Origin of the sequence: Bradyrhizobium sp. AZCC 1588 (assembly GCF_036924735.1) — a bacterium.
Lineage (GTDB): Bacteria > Pseudomonadota > Alphaproteobacteria > Rhizobiales > Xanthobacteraceae > Bradyrhizobium.
Window position 1 is genome coordinate 3307412 of record NZ_JAZHSC010000001.1, and the last position, 16713, is coordinate 3324124.

A 16713-nucleotide genomic window follows, 5' to 3' on the forward strand; every position below is an offset into this window, starting at 1 on the left:
TTTAGTTCAAAAATCCCAAGCTCTTCGTAAGACTTGGACTTACAGAGAGCGCTGGATCGTCTCCACGCGATAACATTCGATGACGTCGCCGACACGCATGTCGCCGTAATTCTCGAACGCCATGCCGCATTCCTGGCCGGACTGCACTTCCTTCACTTCGTCCTTGAAGCGTTTCAGCGTCGAAAGCTTGCCTTCGTGCACGACGACGTTGTCGCGGATCAGGCGAACATTGGCGCCGCGCTCCACGGTGCCGTCGGTGACGCGGCAGCCGGCGACCTTGCCGACCTTGGAAATGTTGAACACTTCCAGGATCTGCGCATTGCCCAGCATGGTTTCGCGCAGCGTCGGCGCGAGCAGGCCGGACATCGCCTTTTTGATGTCGTCGACGAGATCGTAGATGATGTTGTAGTAGCGGATCTCGATGCCGTTGCGCTTGGCGGCCGCGGCAGCTTCCTTGTTGGCGCGCACCGAAAAGCCGATGATCGCGGCATTGAAGCCTTCCGCCAGCGTGACGTCGGATTCGGAGATGCCGCCGACGCCCGCGTGCAGGATGCGCGCGGCGACTTCGTCGGTGCCGAGTTTTTCCAGCGAACCCAAAATGGCTTCGAGCGAGCCCTGCACGTCGGCTTTGACGATCAGCGGGAATTCCTTGCGGCCCGCGGTTTTGAGCTGCGACATCATCTGCTCGAGCGAGCCGCGCATGCCGGAAATCGAGGCAGCGGCGTTCTCGCGCTTCTGGTGGGCGCGATAGCTCGTCACCTGGCGGGCGCGGGCTTCGTTCTCGACCACCGCAAGGCGGTCGCCGGCTTCCGGCGGGCCGTTGAAGCCGAGCACCTCGACCGGCACCGAAGGTCCGGCTTCGTCGATGTTCTCGCCCTGGTCCGAGATCAGCGCGCGGACACGGCCCATTTCGGCGCCGGCCACGATGATGTCGCCAACCCTCAGCGTGCCGCGCTGGACCAGCACGGTCGCAACCGGGCCGCGGCCGCGATCGAGCTTGGCTTCGATCACGGTGCCTTCGGCAGGCCGTTCCGAATTGGTCTTGAGGTCGAGCAGCTCGGCCTGCAGCGCGATCATTTCGAGCAGCTTGTCGAGATTGGTCTTGTTCTTGGCGGAGACCTCGACGTCTACGACTTCACCGCCGAACGATTCGACCTGAACCTCGTGCTGCAACAGCTCGGTGCGCACGCGTTCCGGCTTGGCGTCGGGCTTGTCGATCTTGTTGATCGCCACGATCATCGGCACCTTCGCCGCCTTGGCGTGGTTGATCGCCTCCACCGTCTGCGGCATGACGCTGTCATCGGCCGCCACCACCAGGATCACGATGTCGGTTACCTTGGCGCCGCGCGCACGCATCGCGGTGAACGCGGCGTGGCCGGGCGTATCGATGAAGGTGATCTTCTTGCCGCTTTCCGGCGAGGTCACCTGATAGGCGCCGATATGCTGGGTGATGCCGCCGGCTTCGCCCGACACCACGTTGGCGTGGCGCAGCGCGTCGAGCAGCGAGGTCTTGCCGTGGTCGACATGGCCCATCACGGTGACGACCGGCGAGCGCGGCTCGGTATCGGTGGAATCGTCGACGACGTCGAACAGGCCTTCTTCAACGTCGGACGCGGCGACGCGCTTGACGGTGTGGCCCAGTTCCTCGGCGATTAGCTGCGCGGTATCGGCATCGATCACGTCGGTGATCTTGTGCATCGCGCCCTGCTTCATCAGCATGCGGATGACATCGACCGCGCGCTCCGACATGCGGTTGGCAAGTTCCTGGATCGTGATCGCTTCCGGAATCGTCACCTCGCGGACCAGCTTTTCCTTCGGCTCGTTGGCGGCATGGCCCTTCAGGCGCTGGGTGCGGCGGCGGAACGAGGCGATCGAACGCTCGCGCACGTCATCATTGAGCGCGGTGACCACGGTCAGGCGGCCGCGCTCCTTTTGCGGGCTTGGCTTGTGGGTGGTCTTGGGAGCGGCTACGGGGCGCATGGCGCCGCCGGGGCCGCGCCGAACCTGACGCGGACCTTCGTCTTCATCGGAACCGTCGGCGGCAACGCCCGGGGCACGCGCGGGCGGCACTGCTGCCGGCCGGGCTGCGCCGGCCGAGCGGGCGGCGGCAGGTCGTGCTGCGGCGGGTGCCGGCGTCGTCGTCGCCGCGGGCTTGGCCTCGGTCTCGCCAAATCGCTTCTTGGCCTCGACTTCGGCCTTGCGCTTGGCTTCCTCTTCCAGGCGGTGCCGTTCTTCCTCGGCCTTGCGGCGGGCTTCGGCGGCCTCGCGTTCGGCCTGTTCGATGCCTTCACGGCTGGCGCGGCGCTTGGCCTCTTCCTCGGCCAGACGGCGTTCCTCGATTTCGCGCATCTTGGCGTCGGCCAGTGCGCTGGCGCGGGCGGAACGCTCGTCTTCCGTCAGCGTTCGCAGTACCACGCCCGAACCGCCGCGCGGCCCGGCCCCCGGCGTTGCTGCAGGGCGGGAGAGGGGGGCCTTTGCGGCGGGCGCCGCCTTGGCGGCGGCCGGCTCGGGCGCATGCGTCTCAGTGGCGGGCGTGTCGCCGCCGACGCGGCGCTTGCCACGCTTTTCGACCACGACCTGCTTGGTCCGGCCATGGCTGAAGCTCTGGCGCACGGTGCCCGTCTCGACCCGCGGCTTCAGCGTCAAGGTCTTGGTCGGAACACTCAAAGTCTTGTCGCCAGGCGTTTTGGTATCAACCATTCAGCAGTCCTAATCTCGTTAGCGTTGTGCGGTTTCCGCACCGTCATTGAAGCAGGTCTTCGGAACCAATCGTCGTCAGTCAGAATTTCTGGCCGCCATCCCGGTCTTGTCGTCGTCGTCCGTCCGGTATCGAACCAGGATCTGGCAGCGCGACAGGAACGTTTTGCTCGCCGGGCCCGCGAGCAGCGCAGCATGTATCACATTTGACCGGCCCAGTGCCAAATCCAATTGTGCCGAGGTTAAAGCACTAACAATCGGCAAATCCCGCGATTCACCGATATTTCGGCCCCTTTGCCCGGCGATCGCGTCCAATTTGCGGATTCCGTCGGCCGCGCCGTCGGAAGCGTGGACCAGGACTTCGGCCCTGCCCTGTTCGAGCAGGCCCTCGACCTTGGCAAAGCCGGAAACCACCTGACCGGCCTTGGCCGCCATGGCCAGTGCCTCGGTGCAGCTTCGTTCCAGCAGGGCCTCGGTATCGGCGGGAAGGGTCGCCGCGACCCGGACGTCGCGCTTGAACCCTCTGCTAAATTGGTGACGCCGCACCGCTTCCGCAACCGTCCCGCGCGAGGCCGATACCCAGAGGCCGCGGCCGGGCAGCTTGCGTTTCAAATCGGGGATCACCTCGCCCGAGGGGGTGACAACGAACCGGATCAGCTCGTCGATCGGGCGCACCTCGCGACTGACCGCGCACATCCGCATGGTCGCGGACTTGTCGGTCCGCGGCCCATGGTCGAGATCGGGGTCAGCCAAAGCAAGCATGCCTGTTTGATGGCTCCAGTCATCTGCGCACGGTCTGCGCGCAGAAAAGAGTTTCGGTTTTGCGGAACACCCGCATTACGCCGTCTGGTCTTCGGTGGCTTCAGCCGTCTCGGATTGCTTGACGAGTTCGGCCTCGGTGATCCAGCCGGCAATGACGCGAGCCTGCATGATCATGGCTTCCGCATCTTCGCGCGAGATCTCGTTGGCGTCGAGAATGCCGGGATGCTTGGTCGGCTCGCCGCCTTCCTTGCGCTCGGTCCAGCCGACCAGGTCGTCGGTGGCGCAGCCCGCCAGATCCTCGACCGTCTTGATGTCGTTTTCGCCGAACTTCACCAGCATCTTCGAGGTCACGCCGGGGACCTTCTTCATTGCATCTTCCACGCCGAGTTCCTTGCGCTTGTTTTCCAGCTCGGTTTCGAGCTGCTCCAGATATTCTCTCGCCCGGCTCTGCAGCTCGTTGGCGGTTTCCTCGTCGAAACCCTCGATACCGGCCAATTCCTTGGCATCGACCAGCGCCAGTTCCTCGACCGACGTGAAGCCTTCGGATGCCAGCAACTGACCCACCACTTCGTCGACGTTCAGCGCTTCCATGAAAACGCGGGTCGAGTTCTCGAAATCGGCCTGACGGCGCTCGGATTCTTCCTGCTCGGTGAGGATGTCGATATCCCAGCCGGTGAGCTGCGAAGCGAGGCGCACGTTCTGGCCGCGCCGGCCGATCGCCAGCGAGAGCTGGTTGTTGGTGTCGGGAACGACCACTTCGATCCGCTCGCGGTCCTCGTCGATCACGACCTTGGCGACTTCGGCGGGCGCCAGCGCGTTGACGACGAAGGTCGCGATGTCGGGCGACCACGGAATGATGTCGATCTTTTCGCCCTGCAGTTCGTTCACCACCGCCTGCACGCGCGAGCCGCGCATGCCGACGCAGGCGCCGACCGGATCCACCGAGGAATCTCTGGAAATCACGCCGATTTTCGCGCGCGAGCCGGGATCGCGGGCCACCGCTTTGATCTCGACGATGCCGTCGTAGATTTCCGGCACTTCCTGCGCGAACAGTTTGGCCATGAACTGCGGATGGGTGCGGGAGAGGAAGATCTGCGGTCCGCGGGTTTCGCGGCGGACGTCGAAGATATAGGCGCGGACGCGGTCGCCGTTGCGGAACACCTCGCGCGGCAGCATTTCGTCGCGGCGGATGATCGCTTCACCGCGGCCGAGATCGACGATCACGCTGCCATATTCGACGCGCTTGACGACGCCGTTGACGATGTCGCCAATGCGGTCCTTGAACTCCTGGTATTGCCGGTCGCGTTCGGCCTCGCGCACCTTCTGCACGATCACCTGCTTGGCGGATTGCGCGGCGATGCGGCCATATTCCAGCGGCGGCAGCGTGTCGGCGATGGTGTCGCCGACCTGGGCGCCCGGATTGGCGCGCTGCGCGTCCGCCAGCGAAATCTGGTTCGCCGAGTTCTCGACGTGATCGACCACCAGCATATGGCGGGACAGCCGCAGCTCGCCCTTCTTGGCGTCGATCTCGGCGTGAACGTCGGTCTCGCTGCCGTAACGGGCGCGGGCCGCCTTGGCGATGGCGTCTTCCATCGCGGCGATCACGATGCCGCGGTCGATCGACTTTTCGCGGGCAACCGCGTCTGCGATCTGCAGCAGCTCGAGTTTGTTGGCACTGACTGCCATGGCCTAGTCTCCTTCGGTAGGATCGATCTCGCCCCTGCGGAGTCTTTCTGCAGCGAGGCGGTGTTTCTTTGTATTCGTCGGCTCCGGCTTCTTGCCGGTCTTCGGTTTCTTGCCCTTCGCCGGATCGCTCTTTTTTGCGTGCGGCGGGGGCGGCGGCACCAGCCCGAGATTCTGCTTCAACTCGCGCTCGGCTTGCTTGCCGCGCCGCATCGATTCAGCGATCAACTCGTCGGTCAGAACCAGCCGTGCGTCGGAGATGTCTTCCATCACCAGGAGCACGTCGGCATCTTCGTCCGCGCGTGTGTCATCCCGATGTAGCCGCACGGCGTTGCCTTCGACGCCGGCGAGCGTACCACGAAAGCGCTTGCGGCCCTGATGGGCGACTGCCATTTCGATCTTCACGAGATGACCGCCGTAGCGCTCGAAATCGGAGCGGCGCACCAGCGGGCGGTCGATGCCGGGCGATGAAATCTCCAGACGGTAGGCACGGTCGATCGGATCGGCGACGTCGAGCACCGGCGACAGCGCCCGCGAGATCGCCTCGCAATCCTCGATCTGCATCGAGCCATCGGGCCGCTCCGCCATGATCTGGACGGTGCATCCGGCCTCGCCGGAGATCTTGATCCGAACCAGCCGGTAGCCCATTCCCTGCAAGACCGGGCCGGCAACCGCCGACACCCGCGCCGCCACGCCCGGCTCGACGACGAGACGGGGCTCGGCCAAGAGGTCGGCATCCTCGGGAACAGCAGTTGGATCGGTCATGTCCAGGGTCAAAAGCGTCTTACTTGCATGGGTTTAGGCCGGGCCTAACCGGAGGTCCGGCCGGTTCCCCGAACCGCCCTTGAGGCCCGTTCTGGGCAAGGCGGGTTCAGGTAATAAAAAAGAGCGGGTCCCGGGGGGCCCACTCTCAATACGCGATCGTATGAGAACCATAAGTTGCCGCGGATATAGCGGTTTTTCCGCAATCCGACAAGGCCCGCAATCCCGTTAAGGCCGATTTTGCCAAGCTTTGAGAGCGGGGTAAAGTCTAACCCTTCATTCATGAACGCTGCCTAGATTTCCCCGAAAACCAGCCAATTTCGGCCGGTTTGGGCGGGTTTATGATTGCTTCACCATCGCTGATCCCGGAACTCGACGACATTGTCAGTCGTGGCGACCCCAAGCGCCGCGCCGATGCCGCGCGCCGTATCAGCGAGCTCTTCCTGCAGGGTGCAGCAAGCTTCCGCCCCGATCACGTCGATTTTTTCGATGGCGTTCTGACCAGCCTCGTTCCGCATGCCGAGATCGAGGCGCGCGCCGAGTTGGCCGAGCGCTTGTCGACGCTGGCGAATGCGCCGCGTGGCCTGGTCGGCCATCTTGCCCATGAGGATGAAATCGCCATTGCCGGCCCGCTGCTGCGCCGCTCGCCGGTCATCGACGAAAAGATGCTGCTCGAAATTGCGTCCATGAAGGGCCAGGGTCATCTGCTGGCGATGGCGGAGCGGCCGACGCTTTCGGCCGATCTCACCGACGTCATGATCGCCCGCGGCGACCGCGCGGTGGTCAGGCGCGCCGCCGGCAATGCGGGCGCGGCCTTTTCATCGGAAGGCTATTCGACGCTGATCAAGCGCGCCGGCCAGGACGGCGTGCTGACGATCAGGCTCGGCCAGCGCGACGATCTGTCGCCTGCGCAATTGAAGGAGTTGCTCTCCGGCTCCATCGACATCATCCGTCGCCGCCTGTTCCAGGTCGTCAAGCCCGAGCGGCAGGCCGATATCAAGCAGGCAATGACTGCTATCACCGGCCCGTCCGAACGCGAGGAGCGACGCGACTTCGTGCCGGCGCAGCGCACGGTGCTGAAACTCCACCGTGAGGGCGCGCTCGGCGAAGGCGCGTTGCTCAACTTTGCCAGGGTCTTCAAATACGAGGAATCGATCGCCGCGCTGTCGGCGATGACCGGCGTCAAGATCGAAACCCTCGACCGCCTGATCAGCGGCGATCGCTACGATCCGATCCTGATCGCCGGCAAAGCCATCGATCTCGAATGGGCGACGGTGCGCGCGCTGATTATCCTTCGGCTCGGTCCGAACCGGACGGCATCGCCTGCCGACATCGAAAGCGCGCGTGTGAATTACGTGCGCCTGATGCCCATGACCGCCCAGCGCGTCGTCGAGTTCTGGAAGACGCGGTAACGGTCTCGCCGGCCGCCGGCGTCATTGCGCGTAGCGGCGGGCTTCGTTCTAGCGGGGCTGAGCGTAGGGTGTCGCATTCATCAGCAGCACACCAAACAGAAGAACCAGATAGAGTATCGAAAACACAAACAGGCGACGAGCAGGCCGCCGCTGCTTATCGTCGCTCCGATGTACTTGCCCTGAAAGAAAAACCATGATCGCCCCAAGGATCGCCGCAGCCGCGCCATAGATCGCTCCGGCGAACCCCAGCGCCCAAGGTAGCAGTGAGATCAGAGCGAGAAAAACGCTGTAGAGAAGAATCTGGCGTTTTGTTTCGGCCTCGCCGGCTACGACCGGCAGCATCGGCACGCCGGCCCTGGTATATTCTCCGGCAAGATTGAGCGACAGTGCCCAGAAGTGGGGTGGCGTCCAAAGAAAGATGATCAGGAACAGGATCAGCGGCTCGATCCCGGCACTTCCGGCGGCAGCAACCCAGCCGATCACCGGAGGAAGTGCGCCAGCAGCACCGCCAATGACGATGTTCTGCGGTGTTCGGCGCTTGAGCCACATCGTGTAGACGACGACATAAAAGAAAATTGTGAACGCAAGCAGCGCAGCCGCAGCCAAGTTCAGCAAAGTGCCGAGAGCCAGAACGGCGCACACGCCGAGCATCAGTCCGAAAACCAATGCTTCCGAGCGAGATACACGGCCGCTGGGAATTGGACGCATGGCGGTACGCGCCATCACCGCATCGATGTCGGCGTCGTACCACATATTGAGAGCACCTGCGGCGCCAGCTCCGGCAGCTATGCAAAGAAGGGCAGCCATACCGGCGAATGGATCGATGTCGCCTGGCGCGACCATGAGACCGACGAGTGCCGTAAATACGACCAGCGACATAACGCGCGGCTTTGTCAGCGCGACATAGTCCCCGACGTTGGCATACCTCCCGCGAAGGAGAATTGAACGATTGATTTGCATGAGACTGATGCCCCCTGTTGCAAGCGAACTGGCGACGCCTTGAAGCACCTCCGCGCGAAGCAAAAATAACTACGTCGGTGACGCGAAGAACAGGACCCGGATGAAGTGCGTGTACTCGGATTCGAACACCATGATGGCCACGAACACCAGCACCAGCACCGGAGGCAGCAGAATGGCATAGGCCAGGGCCAGCCGCTCCCAGGCCATGTGCATGAACACGGCGACGATCAAGCCGGCCTTCAGCACCATGAACAGCAGGATCAACGACCATCTGAGATAGCCCTGGAGGCCAAAGTAGTCGACGAGATAGGAGCACGCGCTGAGGACAAACAACCATCCCCAGACCACGAGATAGAGCTTGATTGGGTGCTGCTGCCCCTCTGCGTGCGCGGCTCCCGCTGCGACTGCGATTGCCTCATGCTTGTGAGCGTGCAGCGAAGGTTGTTGGACTCCCAAATCTACCGCTACGTTTGTCATGCGCTGACCTCACCAAAGATAGAAGAAGGCAAAGATGAACACCCACACAAGATCGACGAAGTGCCAGTACAGGCCCATTATTTCGACGATTTCGTAGTTTCCCTTCCGGCTCGTGAAGAATCCGCGTCGTCCGTGATCAAAATCTCCGCGCCAGACCTTTCGCGCGATAGCGATCAGGAAAATCACGCCGAAAGTCACGTGCGTTCCGTGGAAGCCTGTGATCATGAAAAAGCTGGAGCCGAACTGCGCCGCACCCCAGGGGTTCTCCCAAGGCCGCACTCCCTCCATGATCAGCTTGGTCCACTCGAAAGCCTGCATCCCGACGAACGTTGCGCCAAGTGCTGCCGTAACCAGCATCAGGACTGCTGTTTTGACGCGATCGCGGCGGTAGCCGAAATTGACGGCCATCGCCATCGTCCCGCTGCTGCTGATCAGGATGAAGGTCATGATGGCGATCAGGATGAGCGGGATGTGATGCCCCGCAATCTCGAGAGCGAACACCTCACTCGGATTGGGCCACGGCACGGTCGTGGACATTCGCGCCGTCATGTACGACAGCAGGAAGCAACTGAAGATGAAGGTGTCGCTCAGGAGGAAGATCCACATCATGGCCTTGCCCCAGGACACGTTCTTGAACGCGCGCTGGTCGGAAGACCAATCGGCGGCGATGCCTCGCCAGCCTTCAATTCGTGCAGGGGATGCTGTGGTGTTTGTCAGCGCAGTCTCTGCCATCTGGGGCCTCCCTAGCTGAGCAACCGGCGACAGATGTCGACGAAATCGTCCGTCCAGCCGGTCAGCAGGCCAAGCAGGACCAGCCAGACCAACAGCAGGAAATGCCAGTAGATGACACAGAGCTCCACGCTGAGGCGTAGCTGCGGCATCTCAGCGCCACGCCACACCTTGGCGGTCGTTCTACCCAGGGCCGCCAGACCGCCCATCAGATGCAGCCCGTGCGCCGCAGTGATCATGTAGAAGAAGGAATTGGCAGGATTGGACGCCACGAAATACCCCGCGACGCTTAGCTGCCGCCACGCCAGCAACTGCCCGATCAGGAATATGATGGCGGATGCTCCTCCCGCACAGATGCCGACGATTACACCGTCCATGTTGTTCCGTTGTGCGGACGCGTATGCCCATTGCATCGCGACGCTGCTCAAAACCAGGACGCCGGTGTTGAACCAGAGCAGTGCCGGCACGGGCAGTGCCCGCCAGTCCACCATGTCCATGCGCATGGAGTAGGCGCTGATGAAGAGCGCGAACAATGAGGTGGCGACAGCGAGAAACACTCCCAGCCCGAGCTTCGCTGCCGGCACGGTCATCGCTCCCGTGCCCGGGAAGTCATCGATCGAACCTTCTTCCAGCCAGGGCTTGGCTGTCAGCCGTTGCTGCGACAGCCACCATCCCACGATGACCGCAATCACCGCCATGAACAGGACGATGGCGCTCACGGCGTGGCTCCCTGGACGGCCCGTGTCGCGGGCGGCTGGTTCTGCGGAATGAAATCTTCCTTGGCGCCTGGCACGCTATAGTCATACGCCCAGCGATAGACCACCGGGAGTTCCTTGCCCCAGTTGCCGTGTCCGGGCGGCGTCTCCGGCGTCTGCCATTCCAGTGTTGTTGCCCGCCACGGATTGCCGCCGGAAGGCCTGCCCTTGAAATAGCTCCAGACCAGGTTGAACAGGAACACCATCTGGGCGAGGCCCACGATCAGCGCCACCACGCTCATGAAGGCGTTCAGCGTATGCACCGATGGGGTGATGAACGCCGCTTCGCCGATGTCGTGATACCGGCGCGGCACCCCGAGCAGTCCAAGATAGTGCATAGGGAAGAAGATCAGGTAGGCACCGAGGAACGTGACCCAGAAATGGAACTTGCCCATCCAGTCATCCAGCATCCGCCCGGTGACCTTGGGGTACCAATGATAGATTGCTCCCAGCACGACCATGATGGGCGCCACGCCCATCACCATGTGGAAATGCGCGACAACGAACATGGTATCCGAAAGCGGCACATCCACGACGACGTTGCCGAGGAACAGACCGGTGAGCCCGCCGTTCACGAATGTTATGATAAAGCCGAGCGCGAACAGCATCGGCACTGTGAGATGAATGTCGCCGCGCCACAGGGTTAGCACCCAGTTGTAGACTTTGATGGCGGTGGGGATGGCGATGATGAGCGTCGTCGTAGCGAAGAAGAACCCGAAGTGCGGGTGCATGCCGCTCACATACATGTGGTGCGCCCACACTATAAAGCTGAGCGCGCCGATCGCCACAATGGCCCAAACCATCATGCGATAGCCGAAGATGTTCTTTCGCGCATGCGTGCTGATCAGATCGGAAACGATGCCGAAGGCGGGCAGGGCGACGATATAGACTTCGGGATGACCGAAGAACCAGAACAGGTGCTGGAACAGGATCGGGCTGCCGCCGCCATACTTCATCTGCTGCCCCATCTCGACGAGTGCGGGCATGAAGAAGCTGGTTCCGAGGAGACGGTCGAACAGCATCATGACGGAGGCGACGAACAGCGCCGGGAAGGCCAATAGCGCCATGATGGTGGCCGTGAAGATGCCCCATACTGTCAAGGGCAGCCGCATCAGCGTCATGCCGCGGGTGCGCGCCTGCAGCACCGTTACCACGTAGTTCAGCCCGCCCATCGTGAAGCCGATGATGAACAGGATCAGTGAGGACAGCATGAGAATGATGCCCCAATCCTGCCCGGGAGTGCCGGACAGAATCGCCTGCGGTGGGTATAGCGTCCAGCCGGCGCCGGTGGGCCCGCCGGGTACGAAGAAGGTCGAAGCCAGCACGATGACGGCGAGCAGGTAGACCCAGTAGCTCAGCATGTTCACATAGGGGAAAACCATGTCCCGGGCGCCGACCATCAGCGGGATCAGGTAGTTGCCAAAGCCTCCCAGGAACAAGGCTGTAAGCAGGTAGATCACCATGATCATGCCGTGCATGGTGATGAACTGGAGGTACTGGCTTGCATCGATGAAGGAAAATGTGCCTGGAAACCCCAGTTGCAGGCGCATCAGCCACGACAGCACCAACGCCACCAGACCGATTGCCGTCGCCGTCAGCGAGTATTGGATGGCGATGACTTTGGCGTCCTGCGAAAAGACGTACTGTGTCCACCAGCTTTTGGGGTGATAGAGTTCAACCTCTGCCACTTCGGCAGGCGGAACGTCGACGGTTGCTTCATATGGAACATCGACCATAGAAATACCTCCTCGGTCGTTTCCGTCGGGAGTGAAGACTCGGTCTCACGCGCCCGATCTATCTTCGCAGCGGCACCTACTTGCCGCCTGATCTGTATGTCGCCTTCGTAACGGCGCTTCGGCCTGACAATTCCGCAAACGTCTTCTGTTGCTCCAGCCAGGCGTGATATTCGCTTTCTTCCTCGACGATGACCTTGGCCCGCATCTGTGCATGCGCTGCGCCGCACAACTCGGCGCACAGCACGTCAAACGTTCCGGTTCGGATCGGAGTCATCCAGAAATAAGTGACCATGCCGGGCACCATATCCATCTTGGCCCGGAATTCGGGCACATAGAAATCGTGCAGGACGTCGACTGAGCGGAGCAAAACCTTGACCGGCTTTCCGACCGGGAGGTGCATCTCGCCACTTTCGATCACGACGTCGTCTTGCCCGTGCGGGTCGTCGCGATTCAGGCCCATAGGGTTCTCGGGACTGACGTGGCGGACATCGGTCGTGCCCATCCGGCCGTCCTTCCCCGGCAGGCGGAAGGCCCATTGCCACTGTTGGCCCATGACCTCGATCTCGGTAGCGTTCGCCGGAACCGTGACGAACTGGTGCCAGACGAACAGGCCGGGCGCCAGCATGGCTCCGACGCCGATTGCTGTACCGATGCTGAGCCACCACTCGAGCTTCTTGTTCTCCGGATTGTAGTGTGCCTGTCTTCCTTCCTTGTGATGAAAGCGGAAGACGCAATAGGCCATGAAAGCGATGACCGCGAAGAAAACCGCCCCAGTGATCCAGAAGGTTATGTTGATGGTGTCGTCAATGTAGCGCCAGTTAGTGGCGATCGGCGTCCACCACCACGGGCTGTAGATGTGAAACAGCACCGAGCCGACTGCGACCAAAAGCAGTATGATAGCGACAATCATCCCTCACTCCTCCTTGCCACCTAAGGCAACGGAGACAAATCGGAGGGCGGAGCTCACACCGTCTGGATGGCCGACTTCACGTGCGCCATCGCAGTGTGTCTTGCCTCGCCCACTTTGACCGGTCGCGACATCCAAACGTGGCGCCGGGCACACGTTACGACCGATTACCATCAAGTCTGGGGCGTCAGTAGTGAGGATGGTACGCGTCGGGGCTGGCGTCAATAGATCACTTCAGCGTCTGCGCGGATGCCAGCAAGCTGGCGAGCATCAGTCAGCACAATTCGTTTGAGATGACGCAATGCACCAAATGACCGTGAACGTGCACAGTTCACCGAACCGTGAGCACTGTCGGGACGCTATGGCGCTAAGCTGTCGGCGAGGTCGCGACAAGTTTCGTCCGGCTAAGCTCCTTTCGATGCATTTGGGTTTGCCGTACTCGGCTCGACCGCGACTCTCGCACACCAGGGCGGAGACGCGCATGTTGCGGCGCGTCGTTTCGACCGCCGCAACTGTGAGCACGGGAGGGTGCGTCCATGGCCACTGTCTATTCCGACAACATCTCAAAAGTTGCACGGCACGTATTCGGCGACGCCGCCACATATCCCGTTCGCAAAATCAAACTATCCGACCTGGGCGAGGCGCTGCGCCTGGGCTGGGAAGACTTCAGTGCAATGCCAAGTCACGCGGTTGTCCTGTGCGTGATTTATCCCGTCCTCGGTATTTTTCTGTTCAGGATGGTCCTTGGCTATTCGGTACTGCCGCTACTGTTTCCGCTGGCGGCCGGGTTTGCCTTGATTGGACCTTTTGCCGCGATTGGTCTCTACGAGCTCAGCCGCCGCCGCGAGCGCGGCGAGGAAGTCGGCGCATGGGATGCGCTTTCCGTGCTGCGCGCTCCGGCTCTCGGTGCCATGGTCGAACTCGGCGTGCTCCTGCTGGTTCTGTTCGGGGCTTGGATCGGCGCAGCGAACGCTATCTACGTCTCGATCTTCGGCCACGCGCCGGCTGCGAGCATCCCCGATTTCGCAACGCGCGTGCTGACGACGCCGGACGGATGGTCGCTCATCATCGTTGGTTGCGGCGTTGGCTTCCTGTTCGCGGTCGCGGCCCTGTGCGTTAGTGTTGTGTCGTTTCCGTTGATGCTCGACCGCCATGCGACTGCGATTGACGCGATCCGGACCTCGCTGCGGGTCGTGATGAAGAATCCGGTTGAAATGGCCGGGTGGGGACTGATTGTTGCGGCGCTGCTGGTGCTCGGTTCGTTGCCGGTCTTCGTTGGACTCGCTGTTGCTTTGCCATTGCTCGGTCATGCCACCTGGCATCTGTACCGAAAGGTGGTGGAGCCGGATTCCAATCCTCCACAGGAACAGCCTCGCCTGCGGAAAGGACACCGTTACGCAGCGGATTTCCCGGCCAATCTCTTCCCGTGGAGCCGCGAGCGTTAGCGCGTAACGGTGAAATAGAACCGGGATCGAGCTGCCGAGTTCGTGTCTACGGCAAATCGGTTTGACCCGCGTCGCCGCCTTGGGCGCCATTCATTGCTGACATACGGCTCTGGTTATCGGGGGCTAAAAATTGGCCCCCGACACCAACAAAGCTCCACCGAGGGCCATAAGGAGGATGCCCGGCCAATTCGCGCCAAGCCCCAAGAATCGCACGCTGCGCTGGGGCGGCTCCAAAGTCTGGCGAACCGGTCTGGCGGAATCCCGACCGCTAAGCGGTCCCCGCCAAATGGTGGTGCGCGCCATATACAGGAGTCCGCCGATAACGAGGAGCGCGCCAAGTCCCGTCAGGAACATTCCCGCCTCTCAGTTCGTTGCCCCGCATGGGGTGGACTCAAGCATCCAGGCTCAGAAAGGTTCCCCGCTAGCCGACCCGCCGAAACCGCAGATACGCCGCGACCCGCCCCTCACGCTCGGCTTTGCGGCCGTAGCGCGTCATGGTGTAGGCGTCCCAGGGCTTCTGCCAGTCGGCGGCGCGCTCGGCGGTCCAGACGAAATCCGGCGAGCGCATCAGATGTGCCAGCGTCCAGGCGCAGTAATCGTCAATGTCGCTGACGAAACGGAATTCACCGCCGTCCTTGAGGATGCGCGCCATCGCCTTCACCGTTGCGTCCTGCACGAAGCGCCGCTTCCAGTGCCGCCGCTTCGGCCAGGGATCGGGATGGATCAGGTCGATCCGCGTCAGCGACCGCGGCGGCAGCCAGGCCAGCAATTCCGCGGCGTCGCCGGCATAGAGCCTGATATTGCCGATGTTGTGCGCCTCGATCTGCGTCAGGATCTTGGCCATGCCGTTCACATACGGTTCGCAGCCGATGAACCCCATGTTCGGATACGCCTGCGCTTCCGCGATCAGATGTTCGCCGCCGCCGAACCCGATCTCGAGCCTGGCATCCGTAGGTCGGCCATCGAACAGATCGGTAAGCCGCTCCGGCGCAGGCGTCGCAATGTCGAGCGCGAGATGCGGCAGCAGTTTGTCGATCAGGTCGGCCTGGTGGATGCGGAGCTTGTGGCCCTTGCGGCGCCCGAAGAACGAGCCACGCGCATGCGTAGCCGCGCCGTCATCGGGCGGGGGGCCGCGATCTTCCGTATCGTTCGGGGCGGATATCATCGCAGCGTCTGGTACAGCCGGAACAGCAGCCGCGCCCTCGGCTCGATCGAGGAGACGTACATCTGCTCGTAATGGGTATGCGCGCCTCGGCCGTCGACGCCGAGCCCGTCGAGGGTTGCAGTATGCGGCGCGGTGAAATTGCCGTCGGAGCCGCCGCCGGTCGAGGTGTCGACCAGATCGAAGCCGATCTCCGCCGCGATCGTCCTGGCATGCTCGTAGAGCGCGGCGCCGGCATTGCTCTTTTCGTAAGGCGGGCGGTTCAATTCGCCGATCACCTTCACCGTGACGCCATCGCTGCGCGATTTCAGATTGAGGATTTTGGCAACGAGCTCGTCGGAATCGGCCATCGTCGGCACGCGCAAATCGACCTCGGCATAGGCCTCTTCCGCGATTACGTTCGGCCTGGTGCCGCCGCGGACCACGCCGACATTGACGGTGATACCGCGTGCAAGGTCGTTCATCGCCTCCAGCGTTTGAATGACATTGCCGAGTTCGCGGATGGCGCTGCGGCCATCCTCCGGCCGGGTGCCAGCATGCGAGGGCACGCCGTTGATGAAGACCTCGAAGCGACCAATGCCCTTGCGTCCGGTGACGATCTTGCCGCCGTCGCGCGCCGGTTCGGTGACCAGCACATATTTTGCCTTGCGGCCTTCGGCCTCGATCAGCGCGCGCGAGGTCGGGCTGCCGATCTCTTCATCGGAGACATAGAGCTGCGTGATGCCGAGTGGCGGCCGTGCACTGTCGGCGCAGATTTGCCGAAACGCATGATAGGCGAGATAGGCGCCGCCCTTCATGTCGTAGATGCCCGGGCCGAATGCGCTGTCGCCCTCGATCCGGAATGGCAGCCGCTCGATGAAGCCAAGCGGATGCACCGTATCGAGATGGCTCAGCACCAGGATTCCCGGTTCGCGCTGCCCCCATGCCGAGCGCGCCACCAGATGATCGCCGCAGCCGGAGCGGCCGGCGATCCGCTCCACCGTCGCGGGCAGGCCGCGATAGCCTTCAGCGACGAGGTCGGCGAGCTTGTTGACCTGCTCGGGCGCTTCGGTCGGGCTCTCGATTTCGACCCAGCGGCGAATGCCCTCGAGGATCGGTGCTGAATCGAAGGGATTGGTTGTCGTCATGTCGTATCCGATACGGCGTCATGCCCCGATGCGCAATTGCACATCGTGAACCCGCGCCAATGCAGGCGCGAAATGACGGCATATTCCGGAATACGAAAT

14 protein-coding genes are annotated in these 16713 nt (G+C 62.4%); 2 read left to right on the forward strand and 12 right to left on the reverse strand.

All coding sequences use genetic code 11. The features are described 5' to 3' along the window. Positions 1 to 39: 39 nt before the first annotated feature. The 4 genes from infB to rimP all read right to left on the reverse strand — a co-directional run bounded on the left by infB (position 40) and on the right by rimP (position 5907). Positions 40 to 2700, reverse strand: a complete 2661-nt coding sequence (infB, locus tag V1277_RS15455; RefSeq protein WP_334417067.1) for a translation initiation factor IF-2 — start codon at positions 2698 to 2700, stop codon at positions 40 to 42. A 75-nt stretch (positions 2701 to 2775) separates the two neighbouring features. Continuing rightward, a complete protein-coding gene (locus V1277_RS15460; protein ID WP_334417068.1) occupies positions 2776 to 3459 on the reverse strand; it encodes an RNA-binding protein in 684 nt (227 codons plus the stop codon). Positions 3460 to 3534: 75 nt separating this feature from the next. Then, complete coding sequence (gene nusA, locus V1277_RS15465; RefSeq protein ID WP_334417069.1) at positions 3535 to 5145, reverse strand: transcription termination factor NusA; 1611 nt, start codon at positions 5143 to 5145, stop codon at positions 3535 to 3537. Positions 5146 to 5148: 3 nt separating this feature from the next. Then, on the reverse strand, positions 5149 to 5907 hold the full coding sequence (gene rimP, locus V1277_RS15470; protein WP_334371475.1) for a ribosome maturation factor RimP: 759 nt from the start codon (positions 5905 to 5907) through the stop codon (positions 5149 to 5151). Between the two features lie 338 nt (positions 5908 to 6245). On the opposite strand from rimP, the gene V1277_RS15475 reads away from it, so the two are divergent. After that, complete coding sequence (locus V1277_RS15475) at positions 6246 to 7316, forward strand: DUF2336 domain-containing protein (RefSeq protein ID WP_334417070.1); 1071 nt, start codon at positions 6246 to 6248, stop codon at positions 7314 to 7316. Positions 7317 to 7364: 48 nt separating this feature from the next. On the opposite strand, the gene V1277_RS15480 is transcribed toward V1277_RS15475, so the two are convergent. The 6 genes from V1277_RS15480 to V1277_RS15505 form a co-directional block, all read right to left on the reverse strand. Continuing rightward, on the reverse strand, positions 7365 to 8276 hold the full coding sequence (locus tag V1277_RS15480; RefSeq protein WP_334417071.1) for a heme o synthase: 912 nt from the start codon (positions 8274 to 8276) through the stop codon (positions 7365 to 7367). A gap of 69 nt (positions 8277 to 8345) precedes the next feature. Continuing rightward, complete coding sequence (locus V1277_RS15485) at positions 8346 to 8753, reverse strand: cytochrome C oxidase subunit IV family protein (protein ID WP_334417072.1); 408 nt, start codon at positions 8751 to 8753, stop codon at positions 8346 to 8348. 9 nt (positions 8754 to 8762) lie between these two features. Beyond that, positions 8763 to 9485 (reverse strand): heme-copper oxidase subunit III family protein, encoded by a 723-nt coding sequence (locus V1277_RS15490; RefSeq protein WP_334417073.1) that lies wholly within the window; start codon positions 9483 to 9485, stop codon positions 8763 to 8765. Between the two features lie 11 nt (positions 9486 to 9496). Beyond that, entirely contained in the window at positions 9497 to 10201 is a 705-nt protein-coding gene (locus V1277_RS15495; protein WP_334417074.1) for a cytochrome c oxidase subunit 3, read from the reverse strand. After that, positions 10198 to 11973 carry a cbb3-type cytochrome c oxidase subunit I gene (locus V1277_RS15500; protein ID WP_334417075.1) on the reverse strand — a complete coding sequence of 592 codons (1776 nt, stop codon included), beginning with the start codon at positions 11971 to 11973 and terminating at the stop codon, positions 10198 to 10200. Before V1277_RS15500 ends, V1277_RS15495 begins: the two co-directional genes overlap by 4 nt. A 76-nt stretch (positions 11974 to 12049) precedes the next feature. Then, positions 12050 to 12883: a cytochrome c oxidase subunit II gene (locus V1277_RS15505; protein WP_334417076.1), complete on the reverse strand. Its 834-nt coding sequence runs from the start codon at positions 12881 to 12883 to the stop codon at positions 12050 to 12052. A gap of 533 nt (positions 12884 to 13416) precedes the next feature. On the opposite strand from V1277_RS15505, the gene V1277_RS15510 reads away from it, so the two are divergent. Continuing rightward, positions 13417 to 14325: a DUF2189 domain-containing protein gene (locus V1277_RS15510; RefSeq protein ID WP_334417077.1), complete on the forward strand. Its 909-nt coding sequence runs from the start codon at positions 13417 to 13419 to the stop codon at positions 14323 to 14325. Positions 14326 to 14746: 421 nt separating this feature from the next. On the opposite strand, the gene trmB is transcribed toward V1277_RS15510, so the two are convergent. Further along, on the reverse strand, positions 14747 to 15490 hold the full coding sequence (gene trmB / locus V1277_RS15515; protein WP_334417078.1) for a tRNA (guanosine(46)-N7)-methyltransferase TrmB: 744 nt from the start codon (positions 15488 to 15490) through the stop codon (positions 14747 to 14749). Beyond that, the gene (locus tag V1277_RS15520) at positions 15487 to 16614 is read right to left on the reverse strand and encodes a M20 family metallopeptidase (RefSeq protein ID WP_334417079.1); all 1128 of its coding nucleotides are present in this window, start codon (positions 16612 to 16614) and stop codon (positions 15487 to 15489) included. The genes trmB and V1277_RS15520 overlap by 4 nt, the downstream gene beginning before the upstream one ends. Between the last annotated feature and the right edge of the window lie 99 nt (positions 16615 to 16713).